This is a genomic window from Actinoplanes campanulatus (genome assembly GCF_014647795.1).
Taxonomy (GTDB): domain Bacteria; phylum Actinomycetota; class Actinomycetes; order Mycobacteriales; family Micromonosporaceae; genus Actinoplanes; species Actinoplanes campanulatus.
The window spans coordinates 210,592-233,421 of sequence record NZ_BMPW01000008.1 but is presented as its reverse complement, the minus strand read 5'-3'; the positions used below and the strand labels follow the sequence as shown (position 1 = coordinate 233,421).

At 71.6% G+C, this 22,830-nt stretch carries 21 protein-coding genes; 12 read left to right on the top strand and 9 right to left on the bottom strand.

The window, feature by feature from the left end; translation table 11 throughout:
* Both IEZ13_RS17540 and IEZ13_RS17535 read right to left on the bottom strand, forming a co-directional pair.
* Positions 1-426 carry a hypothetical protein gene (locus tag IEZ13_RS17540; RefSeq protein WP_183218747.1) on the bottom strand — a complete coding sequence of 142 codons (426 nt, stop codon included), beginning with the start codon at positions 424-426 and terminating at the stop codon, positions 1-3.
* A 1-nt stretch (position 427) separates the two neighbouring features.
* Positions 428-925: a DUF1269 domain-containing protein gene (locus IEZ13_RS17535; protein WP_183218746.1), complete on the bottom strand. Its 498-nt coding sequence runs from the start codon at positions 923-925 to the stop codon at positions 428-430.
* Positions 926-1,089: 164 nt separating this feature from the next.
* Here IEZ13_RS17535 and IEZ13_RS17530 point away from each other — a divergent pair, with 164 nt between their 5' ends.
* Positions 1,090-1,635, top strand: a complete 546-nt coding sequence (locus IEZ13_RS17530; protein ID WP_183218745.1) for a hypothetical protein — start codon at positions 1,090-1,092, stop codon at positions 1,633-1,635.
* Between the two features lie 10 nt (positions 1,636-1,645).
* Here IEZ13_RS17530 and IEZ13_RS17525 read toward each other — a convergent pair whose 3' ends face one another.
* Complete coding sequence (locus IEZ13_RS17525; protein ID WP_183218744.1) at positions 1,646-2,938, bottom strand: diacylglycerol/lipid kinase family protein; 1,293 nt, start codon at positions 2,936-2,938, stop codon at positions 1,646-1,648.
* 155 nt (positions 2,939-3,093) lie between these two features.
* On the opposite strand from IEZ13_RS17525, the gene IEZ13_RS17520 reads away from it, so the two are divergent.
* From IEZ13_RS17520 to IEZ13_RS17505, 4 genes are all read left to right on the top strand, one after another.
* On the top strand, positions 3,094-3,957 hold the full coding sequence (locus IEZ13_RS17520) for a M48 family metallopeptidase (RefSeq protein ID WP_229794756.1): 864 nt from the start codon (positions 3,094-3,096) through the stop codon (positions 3,955-3,957).
* Positions 3,958-4,118: 161 nt separating this feature from the next.
* The gene (locus IEZ13_RS17515; protein ID WP_229794755.1) at positions 4,119-4,271 is read left to right on the top strand and encodes a hypothetical protein; all 153 of its coding nucleotides are present in this window, start codon (positions 4,119-4,121) and stop codon (positions 4,269-4,271) included.
* Positions 4,268-4,942, top strand: coding sequence for a potassium channel family protein (locus tag IEZ13_RS17510; RefSeq protein ID WP_183218741.1), 675 nt, complete (start codon positions 4,268-4,270; stop codon positions 4,940-4,942). Before IEZ13_RS17515 ends, IEZ13_RS17510 begins: the two co-directional genes overlap by 4 nt.
* A gap of 11 nt (positions 4,943-4,953) precedes the next feature.
* The gene (locus tag IEZ13_RS17505; protein ID WP_183218740.1) at positions 4,954-5,478 is read left to right on the top strand and encodes a DUF308 domain-containing protein; all 525 of its coding nucleotides are present in this window, start codon (positions 4,954-4,956) and stop codon (positions 5,476-5,478) included.
* A gap of 52 nt (positions 5,479-5,530) precedes the next feature.
* Here IEZ13_RS17505 and IEZ13_RS17500 read toward each other — a convergent pair whose 3' ends face one another.
* From IEZ13_RS17500 to IEZ13_RS17485, 4 genes are all read right to left on the bottom strand, one after another.
* Positions 5,531-6,862, bottom strand: coding sequence for a dipeptidase (locus tag IEZ13_RS17500; protein WP_229794754.1), 1,332 nt, complete (start codon positions 6,860-6,862; stop codon positions 5,531-5,533).
* Positions 6,859-7,278 carry a hypothetical protein gene (locus IEZ13_RS17495; RefSeq protein WP_183218739.1) on the bottom strand — a complete coding sequence of 140 codons (420 nt, stop codon included), beginning with the start codon at positions 7,276-7,278 and terminating at the stop codon, positions 6,859-6,861. The genes IEZ13_RS17500 and IEZ13_RS17495 overlap by 4 nt, the downstream gene beginning before the upstream one ends.
* Before the next feature lie 97 nt (positions 7,279-7,375).
* Positions 7,376-8,815 carry a glutamate/gamma-aminobutyrate antiporter GadC gene (gadC, locus tag IEZ13_RS17490; RefSeq protein ID WP_229794753.1) on the bottom strand — a complete coding sequence of 480 codons (1,440 nt, stop codon included), beginning with the start codon at positions 8,813-8,815 and terminating at the stop codon, positions 7,376-7,378.
* A 96-nt stretch (positions 8,816-8,911) separates the two neighbouring features.
* On the bottom strand, positions 8,912-10,174 hold the full coding sequence (locus tag IEZ13_RS17485) for a threonine/serine exporter family protein (RefSeq protein WP_183218738.1): 1,263 nt from the start codon (positions 10,172-10,174) through the stop codon (positions 8,912-8,914).
* A 134-nt stretch (positions 10,175-10,308) separates the two neighbouring features.
* Between IEZ13_RS17485 and IEZ13_RS17480 the strand changes: the two genes are divergently transcribed.
* From IEZ13_RS17480 to IEZ13_RS17470, 3 genes are read left to right on the top strand one after another with little or no spacing between them, the layout of a single operon-like run.
* Entirely contained in the window at positions 10,309-11,832 is a 1,524-nt protein-coding gene (locus IEZ13_RS17480) for an MFS transporter (RefSeq protein ID WP_183218737.1), read from the top strand.
* The gene (locus IEZ13_RS17475) at positions 11,829-12,947 is read left to right on the top strand and encodes an aminopeptidase P family protein (RefSeq protein ID WP_183218736.1); all 1,119 of its coding nucleotides are present in this window, start codon (positions 11,829-11,831) and stop codon (positions 12,945-12,947) included. The genes IEZ13_RS17480 and IEZ13_RS17475 overlap by 4 nt, the downstream gene beginning before the upstream one ends.
* A gap of 26 nt (positions 12,948-12,973) precedes the next feature.
* Positions 12,974-13,927 (top strand): hypothetical protein, encoded by a 954-nt coding sequence (locus IEZ13_RS17470; protein ID WP_183218735.1) that lies wholly within the window; start codon positions 12,974-12,976, stop codon positions 13,925-13,927.
* Between the two features lie 68 nt (positions 13,928-13,995).
* Here the strand turns inward: IEZ13_RS17470 and IEZ13_RS17465 are convergent, their stop codons facing one another.
* Positions 13,996-15,588, bottom strand: coding sequence for a xylulokinase (locus tag IEZ13_RS17465; protein WP_183218734.1), 1,593 nt, complete (start codon positions 15,586-15,588; stop codon positions 13,996-13,998).
* Positions 15,589-17,808 (bottom strand): aminotransferase class III-fold pyridoxal phosphate-dependent enzyme, encoded by a 2,220-nt coding sequence (locus IEZ13_RS17460; RefSeq protein ID WP_183218733.1) that lies wholly within the window; start codon positions 17,806-17,808, stop codon positions 15,589-15,591.
* A 125-nt stretch (positions 17,809-17,933) separates the two neighbouring features.
* On the opposite strand from IEZ13_RS17460, the gene IEZ13_RS17455 reads away from it, so the two are divergent.
* The 4 genes from IEZ13_RS17455 (at position 17,934) to IEZ13_RS17440 (ending at position 22,828) form a co-directional block, all read left to right on the top strand.
* Positions 17,934-19,082, top strand: a complete 1,149-nt coding sequence (locus tag IEZ13_RS17455) for a PucR family transcriptional regulator (RefSeq protein WP_183218732.1) — start codon at positions 17,934-17,936, stop codon at positions 19,080-19,082.
* Positions 19,083-19,167: 85 nt separating this feature from the next.
* Positions 19,168-19,806, top strand: coding sequence for a TetR family transcriptional regulator (locus tag IEZ13_RS17450; protein WP_183218731.1), 639 nt, complete (start codon positions 19,168-19,170; stop codon positions 19,804-19,806).
* Positions 19,803-21,230, top strand: a complete 1,428-nt coding sequence (locus IEZ13_RS17445; protein ID WP_183218730.1) for a patatin-like phospholipase family protein — start codon at positions 19,803-19,805, stop codon at positions 21,228-21,230. The genes IEZ13_RS17450 and IEZ13_RS17445 overlap by 4 nt, the downstream gene beginning before the upstream one ends.
* Positions 21,227-22,828 carry an acyl-CoA dehydrogenase family protein gene (locus tag IEZ13_RS17440; RefSeq protein WP_183218729.1) on the top strand — a complete coding sequence of 534 codons (1,602 nt, stop codon included), beginning with the start codon at positions 21,227-21,229 and terminating at the stop codon, positions 22,826-22,828. The genes IEZ13_RS17445 and IEZ13_RS17440 overlap by 4 nt, the downstream gene beginning before the upstream one ends.
* The last annotated feature ends 2 nt before the right edge of the window (positions 22,829-22,830 follow it).

Here is a 22,830-nt window from a genome sequence, read left to right as displayed (position 1 = left end):
TCAGCAGGTGTTCTTCAGCGAGTCGGCGAGCGCCTGGGCGGTGGCCCGGACCCCGTCGACCGCCTGGCGTACGGCGCCGAGGTTCGCCAGGTCGGGGTTGTCCCGGGCCTTGTCCACGCTGGCGGACAGCACGTCGACGGACGCCCGCAGCTGGTCGGCCTGCTGGCTGAACTGCGCCTTCGCGTCGGCGGCGAGCTGGGTGAGCTGTTGGATGAGCTCGGAGACGTACGGCCGCAGCGCGGTCAGCCCGTTCTCCGAGACGTTGGCCTGTTTGATGTGGGTCACGGTGTTCTGGGCGGCCGCGAAGCTCTCGCAGACCGCCGGTTCGGCCGAGGCGTCCGCGGCCTCGCCGCCGGCGCAACCAGCGCCGGCGGCGAGGACACAGAGGGCCGTCGCGAACGTGACGAGCCCCGAGGTTCTGTGCATGTCAGGCGGACTGCTCGGAGCCGTGCAGGGCGTCCTGGAGCTCGGCCTCGGCCTCCTTGGACAGCGACGACTTGAGCACGGTGCCGCCGAGCTGGGACAGCGCCTGGATCGCCTTGTCCGGGGTGACCTTCTCGACGACCAGGAACAGCGCCGAGGTGCCCGGCTGGAGGAGGTCCCGGACCTGCTGCTGGAACTCCTTGTTGATCGCGTTCTTGCCGAGCTTGCCGGTCAGCGCGCCCAGGCCGGCGCCGACCGCCATGCCCAGCACCGGGATGAAGAACAGCAGCCCGAAGAAGAAGCCCCAGAACATGCCCCAGGTGGTCCCGGCCGCCACCTCGTGATGGCTGGTCGTGACGTGGAACTTGCCCTCCTTGTCGCGGATGATCGCGGCGATCGCGTCAGGCTGGATGATCAGGTCCTTGGCCAGGCGGTGTGCCTCCAGCGACGCTGCGGTCGCGGTGGTTTCGTCGTCGTAGCCGATGGCGACGAGGGTTGCCATGTCGTTGTTCCCTTCCTCGATGCTCGGGTCTAACCCCAGTGGACTCGGTGCGGGCCGGTCGCGTCCTCACCCGTACCGGATGAGGCGGCCCCGGACCGGCCGGCCGGAGTATCGAAATCGGGCGTGACCACGTCTGAACGGTCGAGTGGAGGAGCGGAAGAACGATGTCCATCGGACCTGTCCAGCTGATCGTGCTGGGCTTCAAACACCCGAACTTCCACGGCGAGATCATCGCCGAGCTGGAACGACTCCGGCAGAGCGACACCGTCCGCGTGATCGACGCGCTCGCGGTCCACAAGGACGCCGACGGCGAGGTGGAGGTGAAGCACCTGAGCAACCTCACCCAGGAGGAGGCGATCGAGCTGGGCAGCAAGGTCGGCGCCCTGATCGGTCTCGGCCTCGACGGTGAGCAGGGCCTGATCGTCGGCGCCGAGCGGGGCGCCGAGGCGGCCGTCGACGGCGTGGCGGTCCTCGGCGACCAGCGGGCCTGGGACGTGCTCGGTGACATCCCGAACGACAGCGCCGCGGCGCTGCTGCTGATCGAGCACCACTGGGCGGTGCCGCTGCGCGACGCCATCGCCCGGGCCGGCGGCTTCCGGCTGTCCGACGGGTTCATCAGCCCGCTGGATCTGGTCGGGATCGGCCTGATGGCCGCCGAGGAGGCCAAGGCCCTGCACGACCTCGAGACGGCCGCGGCCGCGAACTACTGACGCGCGGGGTCTAGCGGCGGCTGGTCCAGGCCAGCCGCCGCAGTCGTGTCCAGTCCATCTCGGGCAGCATCGGCGGGACCCCGGGCCGGCGGCGGGGCACCCGGACGCGCAGCGCGGTCGGCCGGATCTCGCAGACCACCGGCGTGGGCATCAGGATCGACTCGCCGTCGACGCCGACCGGCACCTCGGGCGCGGCCGCCTCCACCACCGCCGTGGTGCTCGTCCGGATCAGCACCGACCGGGACCGGCCGCGGCCGCCGACCAGGCGGGCCGCGTCGGCCGTGCCGCGTACGGTGACCGCCAGGACCCCGAGGGCGCCCTGGTCGAGCCGGGGGCGGTGGCCCAGACCGGCGATGTCGGCGGTGGCGTAGGGGTTGTTGCTGACCAGCACCGCCTGCGGCCCGGTGACGGTCACCCCGTCGACGCGCAGCTCCAGTTGCGGGCCGTTCTGCCCGGCCAGCGTCTCCGGCAGCAGGTCCAGGGTGGTGCCGACCTTGTCGTCGCGGTAGGCGGGACTCTGCACCACGGTGGCGTAGGCCCCGAACGAGGCGTTGTTGACGAACGTCCGGTCGCCGATGCGGCCCAGGTCGATGTGCACCTCCACCCCGTCGGTGAGCGCGTCCAGGCAGGTCGACGGGTCCTCCCGGTCCAGGCCCAGATCCAGCGCGAAGTGGTTGCGGGTGCCCGCCGAGATCACCAGGAACGGCACGCCGTGCTCGGCCGCGATCCCGGCGACCAGCGCCTGGGTGCCGTCGCCGCCGGCGACGCCGAGCAGGTCCGCGCCGTCGCGCAGCGCCTGCCGGGCCAGTTCCGCGACGTCCGCGTTCGGTTCATCGATGACATGCACGCGCGCGCCGAGTTCGCGGGCCCGTTCGGCCAGGCGGAAACGCCCCACCTTCCCGCCACCCGAGCGAGGATTCATGATCAGGTACGGGTGACGCGGCGCCGGTGTCTCGAACTCCTCCGGACCGTCACCCGGCTCGGCCAGCGCCCGCCGCCCGGCCGCGACCGCCGCCGCCCACAGCGCACCGAACAGGATCACCACCCAGAGCAGCCGCTGCTGGGCGTAGAAGACGGTGACGGTGAGCGGGGCCAGCACCACCACCACGCCGGCCAGCCACCGCTGCACGCCGCGATGGGTGAGGAACCACCAGGCCGCGGACAGGCCGACGGCGCTGCCGAGGACGGCGGCCAGGATCAGGTTGAGGCTGGCGCGCAGGCCGGCGACGGCGAGCAGCAGGACCACGGCCGCCGTGGCGGCGCAGAAGGCGAGCCGAGCGAGATTGCGCCGGGTCGATGACATGGCGGAACTCCCTTCGCGTACGGGTCTGTTCCGAAGCGTCGCCGTGGCGCGGTCGCCGGTCCTCATTCCGGCGGGATGAGGCGGGGCGTGCCAGCGCGGTGGATCGTCACCGGTCAATCGGGATGAACAGCAGGACACAGGACAGGAGGACCTCAGTGTCGACGTCATCACGGCAGGGCGCCGTACCCCCCAGGCTTCGGCATCCCGCCGAACTGCCGTTCTACGTCTTCATGGTGGTGCTGAACATCATCATCATCTGGGCCATCGTGCAGGCGGCGATCACGCTGCCGCTTCTACCCGAACGACTCCAGGACAGCGGCTGGGCGGTGACCGTCCGATCCGCCTTCATCGGACTGTTGCTCTTCGTCCCGGCGCTCATCGTGATCCGTGAGACGCAGCGGGCGTCGATCCGCGGCACCGCGGTCCAGCTCTCGCCCAAACAATACGGCAGCCTCTACGAGACGATGGACGATTTCGCCCGAAAGCTCGGATTGCGCCGCCGGCCGCAGCTGTTCCTGGCCAACGGCAACGGCACCCTGAACGCCTTCGCCGCCCAGGCCACCGGCCACGACTACGTGGTGCTCGCCAACGAGCTGTTCGTGAACCTGTACGAGAACAACCGGGACGGGCTGCGGTTCATCCTCGGCCACGAGCTGGGCCACATCCGGCTGCACCACGTCGGCCTCTGGTACCAGCTGTCGGTCGCCTACTCGGAACGCATCCCGGTGCTCGGGCCGACGCTGTCGCGGCTGCGGGAGTACTCGTGCGACCGGCACGGCGCCCACCTGTGCCCGTCCGGCGCGTCCGGCCTGGTGCTGCTCGCCTCCGGCCGGCACACCGAGCACACCACCGACCTGGACGAGCTGGTCCGTCAGGGTCAGTCGCTGCGCGGTTTCTGGGTCGAGCTGGCCCAGCTGCCGATGTCGCACCCGTTCACGGTGCGGCGCCTGGAGCGGTTGTTCAAGCTCGGACTCTTCCACGCCCGGGTCCGCGGATCGGAGTCGGAGACCGCCGCCTGACCGTGACCGTCATCCGTGAGGAATGACGCGCCCGGCCGGGCGGACCGACAGGCTGGTCCGGAGGGGTTGGAGAAGGAGGGACGATGCCTGAGCCGACATATCAGGTCAGGGTTTCCGGGGTGATTCCCGATGAACTTCTTACAGAGCTGCAGGATCTGACGGTGAGCGTGGAACCGCCCGAGACGGTGCTGCACGGCTCGCTGCCGGATCAATCCGCCGTGGTGGGGCTGATCTCCCGGATCCACGGACTCGGGCTGCGCCTCATCGAGGTGCGGCGGCTGCCGGCGTCCGAGGAGCCGGAACGGCCACTATGATCTGGTTCCGGCCACGGACCGGCTACGGACTGGTGCTGCTTCTGATCATCAGCACCTACGTGCTGGCGCTGCTCGTCCGGGACCGCTGGCAGTTGGCCGCGCTGCTGCTCGTGCAGACCATCACCGTCTGGCAGGCGCTGCGGGTCTCCTGGGCCCGCAGCGGCATGCGATACGCGGCGGCCGGGGTGTTCCTGCTGGCCCTGGCCGCGGCGCTGCTCAATCTGGTGGTGTCCCACGACTCACCGTTGTTCGGCTGGACGTTCCTGGCGGCCAGCGCCCTCTATCTGCTGGCCCCGTTCGCGATCGTGCGGCATCTCGGCTCCCAGCGCGGTGTCGACAAGCAGACCCTGCTGGGGGCGCTGGCCGCCTATCTGCTGATCGGGATGGCGTTCGGGTTCGCGTACCAGTGCCTGGCCGTCATCCAGCCGGGGCCGCTGTTCGGCGACGACGGCGAACCGGGCATGTCCGACTCGTTGTTCTTCAGCTTCGTGACCATGACCACCACCGGATACGGCGACCTGGTCCCGGCCACCGATCCGGCCCGCACGATCGCCGTCGTGGAGGCGCTGACCGGTTCGTTGTTCCTGGTCACCGCGGTAGCCAAGGTGGTCGAGAACTGGCGGCCCCGCAACTGGGACAACGGCGACGGCAGCCGTGCCCGAGACGAGTGAGGAGGATCGTGATGAGCTACTGGCTACGGCTGATCGTAGGCATCGTGGTGGCGGTGATCGGCGTTGTCGCGTTCGCCTGGCCGGAGGCCACCCTGCGGGTGGTCGCCTTCCTGTTCGGGCTGAACCTGCTGGTGATGGGGGTGTCCCGGACGGTCCTGGCGATCATCGCCCGGGAGGCCCCGGCGCTGCAACGGGTCCTGGCCGGCGCCTTCGGCGTGCTGGTCACCCTGGTCGGTGTGCTCTGCGTGCGGAACCCCACCGGCTCGCTGAGCCTGCTGCTGCTGATCATCGCGATCGGCTGGATCCTGGACGGCCTCGGCGAGATCGTGGTGACGTTCGGCCGGCACGAGCCGGGCGGCGGCTGGCGGATCGCGCTCGGCGTGTTCGTGCTGCTCGCCGCGATCGCCATCCTGGTCTGGCCCGGCCTGAGTCTGGCCACCTTCCTGCTGATCGGCGCGACCACCCTGGTCTTCGCCGGCATCTGCCTGGTCGTCGGCGCGATCGCGGGGCTGCGCTCCTCCCGGGCCGCGGCCTGAGAACGCACAGCGGGCCGGGTGCGCATCGCACCCGGCCCGACTGCTTGCTCGTCTACTTGCGATAACCGCTCAGGAACAGCGCCTCGGCGTGGGCCAGCCGGGCGATCTCACCCGGGTCGACGCTCTCGTTCGGGGCGTGGATCAGGGCGAGCGGCTCCTCCACCCCCATCAGGACGACCTCGGCCTCCGGGTAGGTCTCGGCGAACACGTTGCACAGCGGGATCGACCCGCCCTGCCCCAGGTACGCCATCTCCCGGCCGTACGCCTCCCGCATCGCCGCGGCCAGCGCCCGGTAGGCCGGACCGCCGGACCGGGCCTCGAACGGCTGCCCCAGCGCCTCCCGCTCGACCGTCACCCGAACCCCCCACGGCGCGGCCGCCTGCAGGTGCGCGACCAGCGCGTCCTGCGCCTTGACGGCGTCCGTGCCGGGTGGCACCCGCAGGTTGAGCCGGGCCCGGGCGTGCGGCTGGATGGCCGCCGCCGAGCCCACCACGGGCGGGCAGTCGATACCGAGCACGGTGACCGCCGGCCGGGCCCAGACCATGTCCGAGACCGTGCCGTCGCCGAGCAGCGACGCGCCCTCGACCAGGCGCGCGTCCGAGCGGAACTGCTCCGCCGGGTACGGCGCCCCGCTCCACGTCTGGCCGTTGTCCAGCCCGGTGACCGTGGTGTTGCCGTCGGCGTCGCGCAACGTGGCCAGGATGTGGACGAGCGCCGCGAGCGCGTCCGGGGCGGGGCCGCCGAACATGCCCGAGTGCAGCTCCCCGGCCAGCGCCTCCACGCTCACCACCACGTTCGCCAGGCCGCGCAGCGTCACCGTGGCGGCCGGCACCCCGACCGCCGCGTTGCCGGTGTCGCAGACCAGGATGGCGTCGGCGCGCAGCAGCTCCGGATTGCGGACCACGAAGTCCTCCAGGCCGCCGGTGCCCTGCTCCTCGGAACCCTCGACGATCAGTTTCAGGTTGACCCCGATGTCGTCGCCGAGCGCCCGCAGCGCGGTCAGATGCATGACGATGTTGCCCTTGCAGTCGGCGGCGCCCCGGCCGTACCAGCGGCCGCCGGACTCGGTCAGCTCGAACGGCGGGGTGTGCCAGGCCGCCTCGTCCAGCGGGGGCTGCACGTCGTAGTGGGCGTACAGCAGGACCGTCGGCGCGTTCGGGTCGGCGGCCGGGCGTACCCCGAAGACCGCTCTGCTGCCGTCGCTGGTCTCGTGCAGGCCGAGGCCGGTGAAGCCGGCCTCGGCGAAGCGGTCGACCACCCAGTTCGCCGCGCGCAGGCACTCCTCCGGCGGGTACTGGCGTGGGTCGGCCACCGACGGGATGGCGACCAGCTCCCCGAGGTCGATGCGGGCCCGCCCCATCAGGGAATCGATCCTCTCCCTCACGTGTCCACCTCCGCGAGCTTGAGGTCGTCGACGATCTCCTGGAACTCCTCCAGGTGGCCGGGGCAGTAGACCTTCATGATGATGAGCTGGCCCTGGACGACGTTGTTGCCGGCGATCACCGGCCGCTGTCCCGGGCCGGCCGCGCCGTTGGTGAGCTGGCCGTAGAGGATTCCGCGGCGCAGCGCGTCGCCCGGGTCGAGGCAGACCGCGCCGCCGTCGTCGCCGAGCACCTGGACGATCTGGTCGGTGGCCGGCGCCCGCAGCCCGGCCGCGGTGAGCTCGGCGACGAGCTGGTCCGCCTTCTCCTGGGCCGCCGCGCCCTGCTTGGCGCCGGCGTGGCTGAGCACGCCGATCCCGGCCATCACCACGAGCACCCCGATGGAGATCCAGGCGACCACCCTGGTGTCCCGCATCATGCCCGGAACTCCCGCCGCCGGTAGCGGTTGATCAGCCCGAACCCGGCCAGGACGACGAGCACCACGACGGAGACGGTCAGCGCCTTGTGTTGCTTGATCATGCGGAGACTTCCTTCCAGGAGGGTTTGCGCAGCCGGTAGAAGAGGAACGGGACGAGCAGGCCGAGGCCGAGCGCGCCGCCGGCGACGACGGCCAGGTAGACGCCGACGCTGCCGGAGCCGAACTGCGACGGCGGGACGAAACCGATGAGCAGGGCGGCCAGCGAGGCGGCGAAGCCGACGCCGCAGAGGCCGGTGAGCATCGGGGCGCGGTAGCCGCGGGGGTGCTCCGGGTGGCTGCGGCGCAGCCGGACGGCGGCTACGAACATCAGCAGGTACATGATCAGGTAGACCTGCGTGGTGATCACCGAGAAGATCCAGTACGCGCTGGAGACGTCCGGGATGAACGCGTAGGCCAGCGCGATGACCGTGGTGATCAGACCCTGGGTGACCAGGATGTTCTGCTGCACGCCGTGCTTGTTCAGCCGCTGCAGGAACGGCGGCAGGTAGCCCTCCTGCTTGGAGATCAGCAGCAGGCCCTTGGACGGGCCGGCCAGCCAGGTGAGCATGCCGCCGAGCGAGGCGGCGACCAGCATGACGCCGAGGATCGGGGTGAGCCACTGCGAGTCGAAGGCGGCGAACACGTGGTCGAACGCCTGCATCACGCCGGCGGTCAGCGACAGCTGCTCGGCTGGCACGATCCAGCTGATCGCCAGCGCGGGCAGGATGAAGATCAGCAGGACCAGGCCCATGGACAGGAACATCGCCTTCGGGAACTCCCGGCCCGGCTGCTTCAGCGAGCCGACGTGCACCGCGTTCATCTCCATGCCGGAGTACGACAGGAAGTTGTTCACGATCAGCACCAGGCTGGACAGCCCGGCCCAGGCCGGGATCAGGTTGTCGGCGGTCATCGGCGCGGCCGACTCGTTGCCCTGGCCGAGGAACGCGATGCCGAGGATCACCAGCAGCGCCCCGGGGATCAGGGTGCCGATGATCAGGCCGCCGCTGGCCAGGCCGGCCACGCCGCCGGTGCCGCGGGACGAGACCCACACGCCGGTCCAGTAGCAGACCATGATGACGATCGCGGTCCAGACGCCGCTGGAGGCCAGGTCCGGATTGATGACGTACGCCAGCGTGCTCGCCACGAACCCGAGCAGGCTCGGGTAGTAGAAGATCGTCATGGCGAACTGGCACCACACCGCCAGGAACCCGGCCGGCTTGTTGATGCCCTCGCTGACCCACTTGTAGACGCCGCCCTCCCAGCCGGAGGCCAGCTCCGCCGAGACCAGCGCGGTCGGCAGCAGAAAGACGATCGCCGGCACGATGTAGAGGAAGATGCTGGCCAGCCCGTAGACGGCCATCGTGGGCGACGGACGCAGGCTGGCCACGGAGCTCGTGGTCATCAGCGCCAGAGCGACCCAGGAGATGTATTGGATGGTGCGGGCCGTCCCCGGCTTCGCACCCTTGTCGCCCACCGGCTCCGTGGCGGGCACGTCCATCGCACTCAACGCTGCCTCCGATCGAGGGGTTTCCGCGGATCATCGGCCGGAACGGCCGGTCCTCACCTCACCCCTGGGGAACGGTTCGCGGCGCCGTCACGCCAGCTCCTGCCTCAGATTCCGGATGGCCAGCGCCCGGGCGAGCCCGCGATAGATCGGATGACCACAGAGCACCCCGAGGGCGATGGCCAGCATCGAGCCGAGCGCGCGGATCAGGTCCGAGACGCCGTGCACCGAGTCCTGGCTCAGGTACTCGGTGAGGCCGATCAGGCTCAGCGCGCCCGGCACCAGCAGCCAGAAGCCGGGCAGGAACGAGACCAGCGCCGGGGGCCCGGACGGGGCCCGTTCCACCAGGTACGCCACGACGGTCAGCAGCAGCGCGCCGAGGAAGCCGCTCAGGTAGCCGCCGAACACCAGGCCGCCGAAGTACTGGGCGATCCACCCGGAGTAGAGCACCAGGCAGAGCCAGCCCAGCGAACCGGGTGGGCCGGAGTGCACCAGGTAGTTGCCGACGGCGACGACCAGCGCGCCGAGCCAGGGCGCCCATGCGCCGATCGAGTTCTGCGGCGCGCTCACCAGCTCCTCGGCGCGGGGCAGGCCGACCGCTTGGGCGGCGCCGATGATCCCGAAGGCGAGCAGCAGCAGTTGCAGGATGCCGGTCACCAGGCGGCTGGCGCCGGTCACCATCTCGCCCGCCGACACCTCGACTACCGCCATGGTCAGGATGGCGCCGGGCAGGTAGGTGGCCAGCGGCGCCACCATGGACCGCAGATCGGCGTCCGCCCAGCCGCCTCCGGCGATCAGGAAGCTCAGCGCCGCCACCACGAAAGCGGCCGTCACCGGCATGATCATGCGCAGGCTGGTCCAGCGGGCCGCGATCTGCTTGAAAACACTCACCAGCACGCCGAAGGTCGCGGACAACACCAGGTCGATCCAGGTCGGCTGGAGGATCAGGCAGATTCCGGCGGTCAGCACGGCGTACCCGAGAATCTGCACGGCCGGGCCGAACCGGGGCCGCATCCGCGCGATCTCCCGGATCCGGAGGCTGCCCTCGGCCGGTGAGATCAGGCCCTGCTCGGCCTCGCGCAGCACCTCGTAGACAGCCGCGGTCTGGTCCAGGCGCAGCCCGCGGCTCAGCGCCCGGGTCGGCTCCAGCGTCGCCGGGTAGCCCGGCTCCAGCGACATGACGACATATGTGGGAAGCACGACGAACCGGGCCTGGACCGCGCCGTAGGCCACCGCCACCCGCAGCAGACGCTCCTCGATCTCGTTGACCGCCTCGCCGGCCGCGGTGAGCGCGCTGCCCAGCAACAGCAGGAACCGCTGCAACTCGCGGTCGAAGATCGTCGAGTCGCTCATGCGCAGAAGGTAGACGTGGAGGCGCACCGGTCGTAGCGCTGCGGGATCAAATTCATCCGGCGCGAGCGATGCCGGGCGGTGCACCCGGACGGGAGATTGGCGGCATCACGTGGCGCCCATCCGAAGGGACCTAGATGTCCACGACAGGTCACGACGCCCCGGCAGCCGGCGCCGGACGGGCGGCGGGGCGCGGAGTCCTGTTCGCCGCGTGCGTGTCCGCGCTGGTGGTGAACGCGAACACCTCCGCCGTCACGATCCTGCTGCCGGCGATCAGCGAGGACGTCGGCGCCCCGATCGACGTGCTCCAGTGGGCCGTCACCGGCTACATGCTGGTCGGTGCCGCCGTCATCGTCACCTCCGGCGCGCTCGGCGACGTCTTCGGCCGCCGCCGGATCTTCCTCGGCGGCCTGGTCCTCTTCGTGCTCTCCTGCGCCCTGATCGCCCTGTCCAGCGGAGCGGCCGGGGTGATCGGCGGCCGGATGATCCAGGGCGCCGCCGGCTCCACCATCCTCGCCTGCGGAATGAGCCTGCTGTCGGTCGGATCGTCCGGCACCGGGCAGCTGAAGGCCATCACCCTGTGGGGTGCGGCGTCGGCCGTCGGCGCGGCCGTCGGCCCCCTCGTCGGCGGGGTCCTGGTCGGCACGACCGGCTGGCAGGGACTGTTCTGGATCGACGCGGCGATCGCCGCGGCCTGCATCCCGGTCACCCTGGCTGCGGTCGCCGAATCACGCGACCCGGACCGGCCGCGCTCGATCGACGTGCTCGGCACCGTCCTGGTCGCGGTCGCTCTGGTGCCGCTGGTGCTGGCGCTCAGCGAGGGCGGCGGCTGGGGCTGGGCGTCCGCTCCCACGATCGGCTGCCTGGTGCTGTCGGTCCTCGGCGGAGCGGGCTTCGTCGCCGCCGAGCGCCGGGCCACCGCCCCGCTCGTCGACCTGCGGCTGCTCCGCAATCGGGTGCTGATCGGGTCGACCCTCGCCATCCTGCTCGTGGCCGGCATCATCAACGCGCTGATGTACCTGCTCAGCCTCTACTTCCAGGACCCGGCCGGATTCGGGATGACGGCCCTGGAGGCGGGTCTGGCCACCCTGCCGGCGGCGGCCGCCATGATCGCGGTGACGCCGTTGATCACCCCGCTGGCCGTGAAGATCGGACCGCGGCAGGCGGTCGCCCTCGGCTTCGCCCTGGCGGTGGCCGGCGCCGGCGTCATGATCCTGGTGACCGCGGACTGGAGCTACGCGACCTTCGTGATCCCGCTGATGGTCCTGTCGGTCGGCCTCGGCTTCGCCAACGGGCCGGCCTCGTCGGCCTCCACCTCGGCGGTCTCGGCCGACGAGGTCGGCCAGGCCTCCGGCATCTCCAACATGGCCCGGTACGTCGGCGGCTCGCTCGCGGTGGCGGCGGCCTCCACGGTCTTCACCGCGGTGAGCGACTCGCACGCCACCGCCGGGGAACCGGCCGGCGACGCCCTGGCCGCCGGCCTCGCCGGTGCGGCCCTGCTGCTGACGCTGCTGTCGGCGGCCGGTGTCGCGCTCGCCGTCCTGATGGGACGGCACCGGGGTGACCCGGCGGGCGCCGTGCAACTGGCCGCCGCTGCGGCCGCGACCAGCCACACGATCCCGACCCGCCCGGTCGCGGCCTCCGGAGGTGCCCCGGCATGACGCCACGACCGTTCACCACGAAGGACTTCACCGCCCGGATGGAACGGGCGGTCGCCCAGGCCACCGACGCCGGGCTCACCGGCCTGCTGGTCACGCCGGGCCCGGATCTCGTGTACCTCACCGGCTACCGGCCCACCGCCATCACCGAGCGGATCACCATGCTGGTGCTCGACCGTGACCACGAGCCGTGCCTGATCGTCCCCACCCTGGAACGCGCCGACGCCGAGGCGGCCCCGGGCGTGGGCGCGGTGACGATCAGCGACTGGCGTGACGGCGCCGACCCGTACGCGGCCGCCGCCCGGCTGCTCGCCGCCGACGGCCGCTACGCCATCTCCGACTCGGCCTGGGCCCTGCACCTGCTGGCCCTGCAACGCGAGCTGCCGGCATCGTGGTTCACGTCGATGACCGGAACCCTGCCGATGCTGCGGGCCGTCAAGGACGCCGACGAGATCGAACGGCTGGCCGGCGCCGGGGCGGCCGCCGACGCCGCGTACGAGGAGATCGTCGCGGCCCGGTTCGCCGGCCGGACCGAGCACGCGGTCGGCACCGAACTGGCCGGGCTGCTCCGCGAACACGGCCACAGCCAGGTCGACTTCACCGTCGTCGGGTCCGGCCCGAACGGCGCCGACCCGCACCACGAGATGGGCGACCGGGTGATCGTCGAGGGCGACATGGTGGTCCTGGACTTCGGCGGGCTCAAGGACGGGTACGGCTCGGACACCACCCGTACCGTGCACGTCGGCGAGCCGACCGATGTGGAACGCGAGATCCACGACGTGGTGCGGCACGCCCAGCAGACCGCCTTCGAGGCCGTCCGTCCCGGTGCGACCTGCGAGGACATCGACCGGGTGGCCCGCACGGTGATCGAGGACGCCGGGTACGGGCCGCAGTTCATCCACCGCACCGGCCACGGCATCGGCCTGACCACCCACGAGCCGCCGTACCTGATCGAGGGTGAGACGCGGCCGCTCGTACCCGGAATGTGCTTCTCCATCGAGCCGGGGATCTACCTGCCCGGCCGGTTCGGCGTACGGATCGAGGACATCGTCACGGTCACCGGGAACGGTGGCCGCCGCTTCAACAACACCAGCCGCGAGATGCGGATCGTCGCCTGACCGGAAGTCCGAACTGGGGAGTGGACATGATGCAACGGGCATACCGGCCGGCCGCCGTGACGGCCGTGCTTCTCTGTCTGCTGGCGACGGCGGCGTGCGGCGGCGAGGGGGAGAACCGGACGTTGCCGTCCACCCTGCCGTCGATCGAGCGCACCGCCGACGAGGAGCCCGCAGATACGCCGGAACCGACCAGGACCCGTACCGAGAAGCCGGAACCGACCAGGACCACCGAGAAACCGGAACCGACCGGCGAACCGGAACCGACCCGGACCGGCCAGCAGCCGCAGGAACCTGAGAAGACACCGGAGAAGCCGTCCACCACCAAGGTGGAGGTGACGGTGACCGTGGTGCCGCCCAAGACCACCACGCCGACCCCGGAGGCCACCACACCGGCGCCGGCGGCCACCTCGTCGTCGGCCGAGGTGGTGCCGATCGCCGCGGAGGACGACTCCGGTGGCGTCTGGGGCTGGATCCTGCTGTTCCTGCTGTTCGCCGGACTGGCCGCGGTCCTGCTGATCAGCCGCTCCCGGCGGACGGCGACCTGGGACGCCGAGGCGGGCACCCTGTCCGCCGAGACCCGCATGGTCACCGAGGCGCGGCTGACGCCCGTGCTGGCCTCCGCCGATCCGGTCCAGCGGGCGAACACCTGGCCGCGGGTCCGCGGCGACCTGGCCGCGCTGATCAATGGCTGGGGCCGGCTGTCCACCCAGCCCTCGGACGCCGCCCGCCAGGCCCGGGCCACCGGGATCGCGGTGCTGTTGCGCGATCTCACGGCGGCCGTCGACGCGGAGAACGAGGCGCTCGCCTCGGGCCGTGACTGGCGCGTCCTGCGGCCGCAGATCGAGGAGATCCTGGACGGCCTGGACGCGGCGATCACCCCGCCCGGCCCGCAGGCGCCGTCGGCCGGTGGCCCACCGCCCAGTGGCCCGCCCTATGGTGGCCCGCCGCCCAGTGGCCCGCCGCCCACCTCCTACCCGTGACCCGTCGGTGACCCGTGGCGTTGTTGACCGGAGTGACGGCCCGTGGCGGCGGGCCGTCACTCCGGAGGTCAGCCGGCCGGGCGGTTGAGCCGCCGGTACACCGGCGCGAGGCGTTTGTGCAGCTCCTGGTAGATGTCGTAGATCTCGCCGTAGCGGGCGTGATCCGGCCCGGGAGTGAAGACGTGATCGTTGCGGCTCAGCGCCGGAATGTCGTCGAACCCGATCATCCCGGCGCCGACCGCGCCGATCCAGCCGGCGCCCCGGGCGTTCACGGTCACCGGGTTGGCGTCCCGGCGGATCTCGTGGCCGAGCACGTCGGCGAAGATCTGGCACCACGAGCCGGAGCGGGCCGCGCCGCCGGTGATGACCATCGACTCCACCGGCGCGCCGAGGAACCGGTCGACGGCCTTGGCCAGCCACCGGGTGTTCAGCGCGACGCCCTCGAAGACGGCCCGCAGCAGGTCGGAGCGGGTGGTGTCGAGGGAGATGTTGAGGAACGCGGCGCGCAGGTTCGGGTCGTCGACCGGCGCGCGTTCGCCGTACAGCCAGGGGGTGTAGAGGACGCCGTTCGCGCCGGCTGGGACCGTCGGGATGATCTTGTCGAAGGCGTCGAAGATGGTGCCCTCGTCACGGCTCACGTGGCCGGCGCTGACGATCGGGTCGTCGTACTCCACGATCTTGTCGCGCAGCCAGGTGAGGTTGGCGCCGGCGGTCGCCTGGAGCGCGGTCATCAGGTAGCGGTCCGGGATGGCGCACGGGATCGACGCGATGCCGGTGAGCACGTCGGTCTTCTTTCGCGGGACGTGCGCGGCGATCCAGGACGACGTGCCCAGGTAGAGGTGGGGTTCGTTGTCCCGGATGGTGCCCGCCCCGATGGCGGCGGCCGTGTTGTCGATGGCGCCCGCCACGACCCGCACCGATCGGGGGAGGCCGAGGTGATCGGCAGCCAGGGGGGATAGCGTGCCGATCACCTCGGTGCATGCCACGATCGGCGGGAACTTGTCCGCGTCGATCCCGCTGGCGGCGACCAGCGCGGGGGCGTACCGGATGGCGGGGGCCTTCCGGTTGTCGGTGACCCAAGAGGTGAGGATCGAGTCGACGGTCGCCACCGTGCGGCCGGTGAGCTTCAGGTTGATCCAGTCGAGGACGTTGAGGAAGGTCTTCGTCCTCGCATACACATCCGGCATGTCGTCGCGGATCAGCAGCATGTGGGCGGCCGGGTCCTTGCCGGTCACCGACGGCATGCCGCCGGTGAGCCGCAGCCAGCGGGCGATCCGGCGCACCGAGATGCCGTCGACCGCCGGAAACCCGCCGAACTGCCGCCGCAGGTGGGTGGCCCCGCGCATGTCGAGCCAGCTGATGCACCGGGTGAGCGGCTCCCCGGCCGCGTCCACCGCGATGGTGCCCTCGCCCTGCGTCGACGAGCAGATGGTGGTCACCGCGCGCAGATGATCCGGGAGATCGCGGCCCAGGTCGGCGACCACCTCGGCGAGGGCGTCCCACCAGGCGACCGGGTCCTGCTCGGCGCCGCCGCCGGGCAGGACGACCAGCGGGACCGGCCGCTCGGCCCAGCCGGTCACCGTCCCGTCGGCCGCGACGAGTGCGGCCTTCATCCCCGAGGTCCCGAGGTCGATCGCCAGGATCTGCGGCGGAATGGCCACCTACACTCCCTCGACCAGCGCGAAGACCTGGTCGAACCGGGCGAGCGCATCGTCGATGACCTCGTCGGTGTCGGCCATCGACGTGTACATCCGCGAGCCGGCCAGCGTGATGATGCCGTGGGCGGCGTAGGCCGCGCCCATCTGCTCCATCACCTGCTTGCGGCCCTTGTTCTCCTTGAACAGCTTGACCGGGTTGCGCATGTCCAGCATCAGCACGCCGCTGGACTGCAGGTGCACGATCGAACCCTGGTTGTAGGCCACGTACGGCAGACCGTACTTGTCGATCAGGCGCTGCAGGCCCCGGGTCAGCCGGTCACCGGCCCTGCCGGCGATCACCGGCGCGTTGGTGCGGGCCATCTCCTGAATGGCGAAGTAGCCGGCCGCGCAGGACAGCGGGTTCGCCGAGAGGGTGCCGCCGACCTGGATGTGGGCGCCGTGCTTGCCGTCCAGCCCGGAGCCGAAGACCGCCATGACGTCGGCCCGGCCACCGACCCCGCCGGCCATCGGGTAGCCGCCGGAGACGGCCTTGCCCAGGACGGTCAGGTCGGGCGTCACGCCGAAGTAGCCGGCGGCGCCGCCCAGGCCGGTCCGGAAGCCGGTGACCACCTCGTCGAAGATCAGCAGCGCGCCGAACTCGTCGCACAGCTTGCGGACGGCGGCGTTGTAGCCCTTCGGGACCGGGCGGGTGCCGGACTCCGGGCCGAGCGGCTCCACCACGACCGCGGCGGTGCCGCCGCGCAGCCTGTTCTCGATCAGCTTGCGCTTGAGCAGGCCCAGGTCGTGCGGGAACGCCTCCCGGGTGCGGCCGGTGGCGCCCCACGGGATGCCCTTGGCGTTCATCCGGAACGAGCCGGGGACGCGCAGGCCGTAGACCATCGTGTCGGACCAGCCGTGGTAGGCGCCGCCGACCTTGATGACCATCTTCTTCTTGGTGTACGCCCGGGCCGCGCGCACCGCCGCCATGACCGCCTCGGTGCCGGAGCCCAGCGACCGGTACATCTCGATGTGCGGCATGTACTGGTGGATGATGTCGGCGAGCTTCAGCTCGTACTCGTGGAAGAGGCCGGTGACCGGGCCGGACTCGCGGATCACCTCGGCCACCCGCTCGTTGACCGGGGCGTAGTTGCTGCCCAGGATGGTCGGGCCGCCGGCCTGGAGGAAGTCGATGTAGACGTTGCCGTCGCGGTCGGTCAGGTAGGCGCCCTCGGCCTTGTCGACCGCCAGCGGGAACGGGTAGTTGAACGCCAGGTTGTGCTGGACGCCGCCGGGGATCCGCTTCTTGGCCCGCTCGGTGATCTCCTTGCTGGCGGTGCACTTGGTCTCGAAGTAGTTCAGCGTGTCGAGCAGGGCGTCGTGGCGCAGCCCGCGCATCGGCTGGGCCACGAGAGCCTTCAGTCGGCGCAGGGTGTCGTCGACGTCGAGATACTCACTGATCGAGTAGCCGAGGTCCGCGGACGTCTCGAACTGCTCGGGGGCCTCGGTCTCGGCGGACGGCAGCTCCTCGTCCTCCGGCACCCGGACCGGCTCGACCGCCTCGGTGATCTGCGCCGCGATCCGCTTCTCGTCCTTCTTCAGCTTGCTGAAGGCGATCTCCCGGATCGTGTCCGGAATCGTGTAGACCTTGCCGGCCTCCGAGGTGAGCGCCATCAGGTAGGCGATCGACACCTTCTCCAGCAGCGCCATGTTGAACACCGCGCGGTCCGGGTCGGTGCCCAGCGCCACCACGCCGTGGTTGGCGATGATGAACGCGTTGTCGCCGCCGGCCACCTTCTTCTGCACGTTCTTCGCCAGGAAGCCGGTGCCGGAGGGCGCGTAGTCGATGATCGCCACCTGCTTGCCGAGGAAGCGGACCTGCTCGTCGGTGAGCGCCGGGATCGGCTTGCGCAGGAAGGCGAGGGCCGACGCATACGGCTGGTGGGTGTGGACGATCGCATTCACGTCCGGCCGCTCGCGGTAGACGTTGGCGTGCATGCCGCACTCGATCGACGGGACCAGGCCGCCGGCGCCACCGGGGTCGGGCACGTGCTTGCCGTCGAAGTCGACGATGCAGATGTCCTCCACCCGCATCTTGTCGTAGTCGTAGTTGCTCGGCGTCACGGCATAGAGCCGGTGACCCGGGATCCGGACCGAGACGTTGCCCTCGGTCGCCTTGAGATAGCCGCGGTCGAGCATCGTCCGGCACATGTCGACCACGTGCTGGCGGGACAGACGGTGTTTCACAGGCGGGTCCGATCCGTGCGGGGGAGTTACGGGACCATCGTCGTCCCGAGTCCCGGACGAAGCATCATCGGCGAACCAGCAAGAATCCATCGTTGCTTTAGCACCGGGTGACAAAATCGGTGGCGATGAACACCCCCTGGCAGAACCTGCCCACCGATCTCGCCGTCGCCATGCGCCCGCGCCTGCCCGCCGCCGTCCGGGCCATCGCCACCGCGGTCCGGGAGAGCCCCGGCGCCGGGGCCGGGGAGAAGTTCGAACGCGACGTGCGCACCGCCGTGAAGGTGGCCCTGGACCGGTTCCTCGACCTGGCCGGCACCCGGGAGCCGGCGCTGCCACCCCGGATCCGCGAGGTCTTCGTGGCCCTGGGCGCGGCCGAGGCCCGGGAGAACCGCGGCCCGGAGACACTGCTCGCCTCCCTGCGGATCGCCTCCCGCCTGCTGCTGCGCACCGCCACCGAGGCGCTCGGCGAGTTGCGGCCGGTCAGCGTCGCCGAGGTGATCGACCTGTCCGACGCCACCAGCGCGTTCATCGACGAGCTGGCCACCGCCTGCACCGACGGTCTGGCCCGCCAGCTGCGCGAACAGGCCGGCGAGGGCGACCGGCGCCGCCGCCAGGTGGCCGACCTGCTGCTCACCGGCGGCAGCTCGCCCGAGGTGGTGCGGGAGGCCGCCGCCGGGATCGGCTGGCCCGGCGTGGACACCGTGGTTCCGGTGCTGCTGCCGCCCGACCAGGCCCGCGACGCGCGGTTCCGGTTCGGCGCGGACGGGGTGGTCGCCGAGCGCGGCCGGGACGCGGTGCTGCTGCTGCGCGCCGGTCCCCGGTCGGAGCGGGCGGCGCTCACCGGGGCGCTGCACGGCCGGGAGGCGGTGGTCGGCCCGGCCCTGCACTGGACCGAGGCGCCGCAGGCGGTCCGGCTCGCCGAGCGGACGGCCGAACTGGTCACACCCGGCGCCGAGCCGGTCTTCGCCGACGACCACTTCGCCGTCCTGGCGCTGCGCGGGGAGACGGCCGCGCTGCCGGTGCTGACCGCCCGGCGGCTCGCGCCGCTGGCCGGGCTGCGGGCCGGCCAGCGGGAGGCGTTCCTGGTCACCCTGGAGAGCTGGCTGCGCCACTGGGGTTCGCGTTCGGCGGTCGCGGCCGAGCTGTTCGTGCACCCGCAGACCGTCAGCTACCGCCTCAACCGCCTCCGTGAGCTGCTCGGAGACGACCTGGACGACCCGCGCGCCCGCTTCGAGCTGCTGCTGGTCCTGACCTACCGGTCCCGCCCGGCGTGACCGGGGCCGCTTGCGGCCTTCTTTTGAACCGTGGTTCACTTCTTGCCTTGCATTGAATCCGGATTCATAGCTTGGGGGCCTCCGGATGCCATACCGGCAAACCGCATTGACCAGGAAGAACGCTGAGGACAAGCGGGACGGGTTCCTGCGCGCCGCGCGGGCGCTCGTCGCGGCGGACGGCTTCAAGGCGGCCACCGTCGCCGCGATCGCCGCCCGCTGTCAGGCCAGCGTCGGATCGGTGTATTCGTACTTCGACGGCCGCGACCGGCTGCTCGCCGAGGTGTTCCGCAGCGCCGCCACGCACGAGATCGACCTGGTCCGTCTCGCCGTCTCGGACGCCGGGCAGCGGGCCTCGGAGCGGATCGACGAGCTGATCCGGATCTTCTCGACCCGCGCCCTGCACGGCCGGCGGATGGCCTGGGCCCTGCTGTTCGAGCCGGTCAGCCCGGTGGTCGAGGCGGAGCGGCTGGTCTACCGGCGGTCCTACACCGACATCGGCGAGCAGATCATCTCCGACGGGCTGGCCGGTGGCGAGTTCGTCCCGCAGGACCCGCGGCTCGCCTCCTCGGCGGTGATGGGCGCGATCTCCGAGGCCCTGGTCGGCTGGATCCGCCCGGACAGCCCGGAGCCGTCCGACGAGACCCAGACCGCGGTCGTCGACGGGATCCGCTCGTTCTGCTTCCGCGCGCTCGGCGTACCGATGATGTCTGGAGGAATGCGATGAGCCCGATCACCGCCCTGAGGACCGCCCAGCGGGTGCTGGCCGATCAGTCCGTCACCCGGATGCTCGGCACCCGGCTGATCTCCTTCAGTGAAGAGGGCGCCGTCGTCGAACTCGACATCCGCCCGGAGATCACCAACCATCACGGCGCCGTGCACGGCGGGATCGTGGCGTACGCCGCGGACTGCGCGCTGGCCTTCGCCGGCGGCGCGGCCCTCGGCCCGGACGTGGTCACCTCCGGCCTCACCATCGACTACATCGCCCCGGCGCGCGGCCGCACGCTGCGCGCCAACGGCATGGTGATGCGCGCCGAGGGCCGCCGCGCCGCCTGCCGCTGTGAGCTGGTCGCGATCGCCGACGACGGCACCGAAACCCTGGTCGCGGTCGCGCAGGGGACGATCGTGGCCCCGGAGAAGAAGCCGGAGCGGACCGAGGGGACGGTCGCGCAGGAGGAGCGGGCGGCAAAGGCCACCGACCGGGCGAGCGTACGGCTGGGCCGCATCGGCACCCCCACCATCCAGGAGGTCCTCAAGGAGCGGCGCCGCACCGGCGACACCGACGACGGCGCCACGGTGGCCCTGGTCATCGAGGGTGGCGGCATGCGCGGCATCGTCTCCGCCGCGATGGCCGCCGTCATCGAGCAGGAGGGCATCCTCGATCACATCGACATGATCGTCGGCACCTCGGCCGGCGCGGTGAACGCCGCCGCCCTGGCCGTCGGCGCCGCCAACGCGATGGCCGAGTCGTACGCCGAGGTCTTCGCGTCGCCCGAGTTCATCGACGTCCGCCGGATCGCCCGCGGCCGCCCGGTGATCGACGGCCTGCGCATCGTCTCGCACGTCGACGACCTGCTGGACATCGGCTCGGCGTCCGGCACCGACTGGGCGGGCCGCCTCGCCATGGTCGCCACCGACGTGGACACCGGCCGCGCCGAGGCGCTGTCCGACTTCGCCGACCGGGACGACCTGGTCAACAGCCTGCACGCGTCCGGGCTGCTGCCGCTGCTCGCCGGTGACCCGGTCCAGTGGCGGGGCCGGCGCTGGCTGGACGGCGGCATCGTCGAGGCGGTGCCGGTGGTCAGCGCCGCCGCCCGGGGCGCCACCCATGCGATCGTCCTGGCCACCCGGCCGCCCGGCACCCAGCCCGGTTACGGCGCCGCCGACGTGGTGGTCGAGCGCTACCTGCGACGGCTCAACCCGGAGCTGGCCGCCGCCTACCGGGGCCGCCCGCACCGCTACCGGGAGACGTTGCAGCAGGTCCGGGACGGGTGGTCGCACGGGCTCAGCACGATCGCGCTGACCCCGCGGCTCAGCGACCCGCTGCCCGGCCGGCTGGAACGCGACCAGGTGGCGCTGCGCGCGGCCCGGACCGCGGCCGCCGACGCCGCCCGCGAACACCTCGCCTTCCTGCTGGAGGAGAAGCCGTGACCCACGACGTCGTGAACCAGGCCCCGCCGCGGGTGGACCTGAACGAGTACCTGACCCATCCGGCGCTCACCGAGGCGGTCGGCCGCTACGGCGCCGGCTGGGCCACCGGCCACCTGACCGGGGTCGGCGCGCTGGTGGGGCGGGGTGACTTCCAGCGGGACGCGGAGCTGGCCAACACCCATCCGCCGGTGTTCTCCAGCCACGACCGGTGGGGGCACCGGGTGGACGCGGTCGAGTTCCACCCGGGCTACCACCGGATCATCGGCGCCGCGATCGAGAACGGCGCGCACACCAGCTGCTGGGCCGAGCCGCGGCCCGGCGCGCACGTCGCCCGGGCCGCCACGTTCATGCTGTTCGCGCAGATCGAGCCGGGGCACGCCTGCCCGGTGAGCATGACCCACGCGGTGGTGCCGTCGCTGCGGTTCACGCCCGAACTGGCCGGCGAGTGGCTGCCCCGGGTCTTCTCCCGCGACTACGACCCCCAGCTGCGCGCCGGCAAGACCTCGGCGATCTTCGGCATGGCGATGACCGAGAAGCAGGGCGGCTCGGACGTACGGGCGAACAGCACCCGGGCCGTCGATGCCGGCGACGGGACGTGGCGGCTGACCGGGCACAAGTGGTTCTGCTCGGCCCCGCAGTCGGACGCCTTCCTGGTGCTCGCCCAGGCGCCCGGCGGACTGTCCTGCTTCCTGGTGCCGCGGATGCTGCCCGGCGGTGACCGCAACGTCTTCCGGATCCAGCGGCTCAAGGACAAGCTCGGCAACAGGTCGAACGCGTCGTCGGAGATCGAGCTGGACGGCACCGTCGGCTGGCTGCTCGGGGAGGAGGGCCGCGGCGTGCGGACCATCATCGAGATGGTCGCCCAGACCCGGCTGGACTGTGTGCTGGGCAGCGCGGCCGGTATGCGGCAGTCGGTCGCCGAGGCGGCCTGGCACGTCCGGAACCGCAGCGCGTTCGGGGCGGTGCTCATCGACCAGCCGGCGATGACCGCGGTGATCGCCGACCTCCAGCTGGAGGCGGAGGCGGCGACGTGGACGGCGATGCGGCTGGCGTCCGCGTACGACAGTGATGACGACGAGTCGGTGGCGTTCCGGCGGCTGGCCACGGCGGTCGGCAAGTACTGGGTGTGCAAGCGGGGGCCGAACCACGCCTACGAGGCGCTCGAGTGTCTCGGCGGCAACGGCTACACCGAGGCGTTCCCGCTGGCCCGGCGCTACCGGGAGCAGCCGGTGATGGCCGTCTGGGAGGGCTCCGGCAACGTGATCGCCCTGGACGTGCTGCGTGCCATGGCCCGGGAGCCGGAGTCGGTCGGGGCGGTGGATCGTGAGCTGGCGAGCGCTCTGGGCGTACACCCGGAATTTGATCGTCATGTGGCAGCGACCCGGAAGCTGGTCGCGAAGGCCGCGGGAGATCCGGCATCGGCGCGCCGAGTGGTGGAGGCCCTGGCACTGGGATTGCAGGGTGCGGTGCTGATCCGCGAGGCCCCGGCCGAGATCGCGGACGCCTTCGTGGCGGCGCGGCTGGGCCCGGACCGCTCGCTGGAATACGGCGCGCTCGATCCGGGCCTGCCGGTCGCCAAGATCGCGGCGCGCGCGTAGGA

Excerpts from the sequence above, each read along its gene's own strand:
- IEZ13_RS17455 (WP_183218732.1), top strand. The coding sequence starts at position 17,934 with ATGAACACCCCCTGGCAGAACCTGCCCACCGATCTCGCCGTCGCCATG.
- IEZ13_RS17470 (WP_183218735.1), top strand. The coding sequence starts at position 12,974 with ATGATGCAACGGGCATACCGGCCGGCCGCCGTGACGGCCGTGCTTCTC.
- IEZ13_RS17485 (WP_183218738.1), bottom strand. The coding sequence starts at position 10,174 with ATGAGCGACTCGACGATCTTCGACCGCGAGTTGCAGCGGTTCCTGCTG.
- IEZ13_RS17505 (WP_183218740.1), top strand. The coding sequence starts at position 4,954 with ATGAGCTACTGGCTACGGCTGATCGTAGGCATCGTGGTGGCGGTGATC.
- IEZ13_RS17510 (WP_183218741.1), top strand. The coding sequence starts at position 4,268 with ATGATCTGGTTCCGGCCACGGACCGGCTACGGACTGGTGCTGCTTCTG.
- IEZ13_RS17525 (WP_183218744.1), bottom strand. The coding sequence starts at position 2,938 with ATGTCATCGACCCGGCGCAATCTCGCTCGGCTCGCCTTCTGCGCCGCC.
- IEZ13_RS17540 (WP_183218747.1), bottom strand. The coding sequence starts at position 426 with ATGCACAGAACCTCGGGGCTCGTCACGTTCGCGACGGCCCTCTGTGTC.
- IEZ13_RS17445 (WP_183218730.1), top strand. The coding sequence starts at position 19,803 with ATGAGCCCGATCACCGCCCTGAGGACCGCCCAGCGGGTGCTGGCCGAT.
- IEZ13_RS17535 (WP_183218746.1), bottom strand. The coding sequence starts at position 925 with ATGGCAACCCTCGTCGCCATCGGCTACGACGACGAAACCACCGCGACC.
- IEZ13_RS17450 (WP_183218731.1), top strand. The coding sequence starts at position 19,168 with ATGCCATACCGGCAAACCGCATTGACCAGGAAGAACGCTGAGGACAAG.
- IEZ13_RS17475 (WP_183218736.1), top strand. The coding sequence starts at position 11,829 with ATGACGCCACGACCGTTCACCACGAAGGACTTCACCGCCCGGATGGAA.
- IEZ13_RS17480 (WP_183218737.1), top strand. The coding sequence starts at position 10,309 with ATGTCCACGACAGGTCACGACGCCCCGGCAGCCGGCGCCGGACGGGCG.
- gadC (WP_229794753.1), bottom strand. The coding sequence starts at position 8,815 with ATGGACGTGCCCGCCACGGAGCCGGTGGGCGACAAGGGTGCGAAGCCG.
- IEZ13_RS17495 (WP_183218739.1), bottom strand. The coding sequence starts at position 7,278 with ATGATGCGGGACACCAGGGTGGTCGCCTGGATCTCCATCGGGGTGCTC.
- IEZ13_RS17530 (WP_183218745.1), top strand. The coding sequence starts at position 1,090 with ATGTCCATCGGACCTGTCCAGCTGATCGTGCTGGGCTTCAAACACCCG.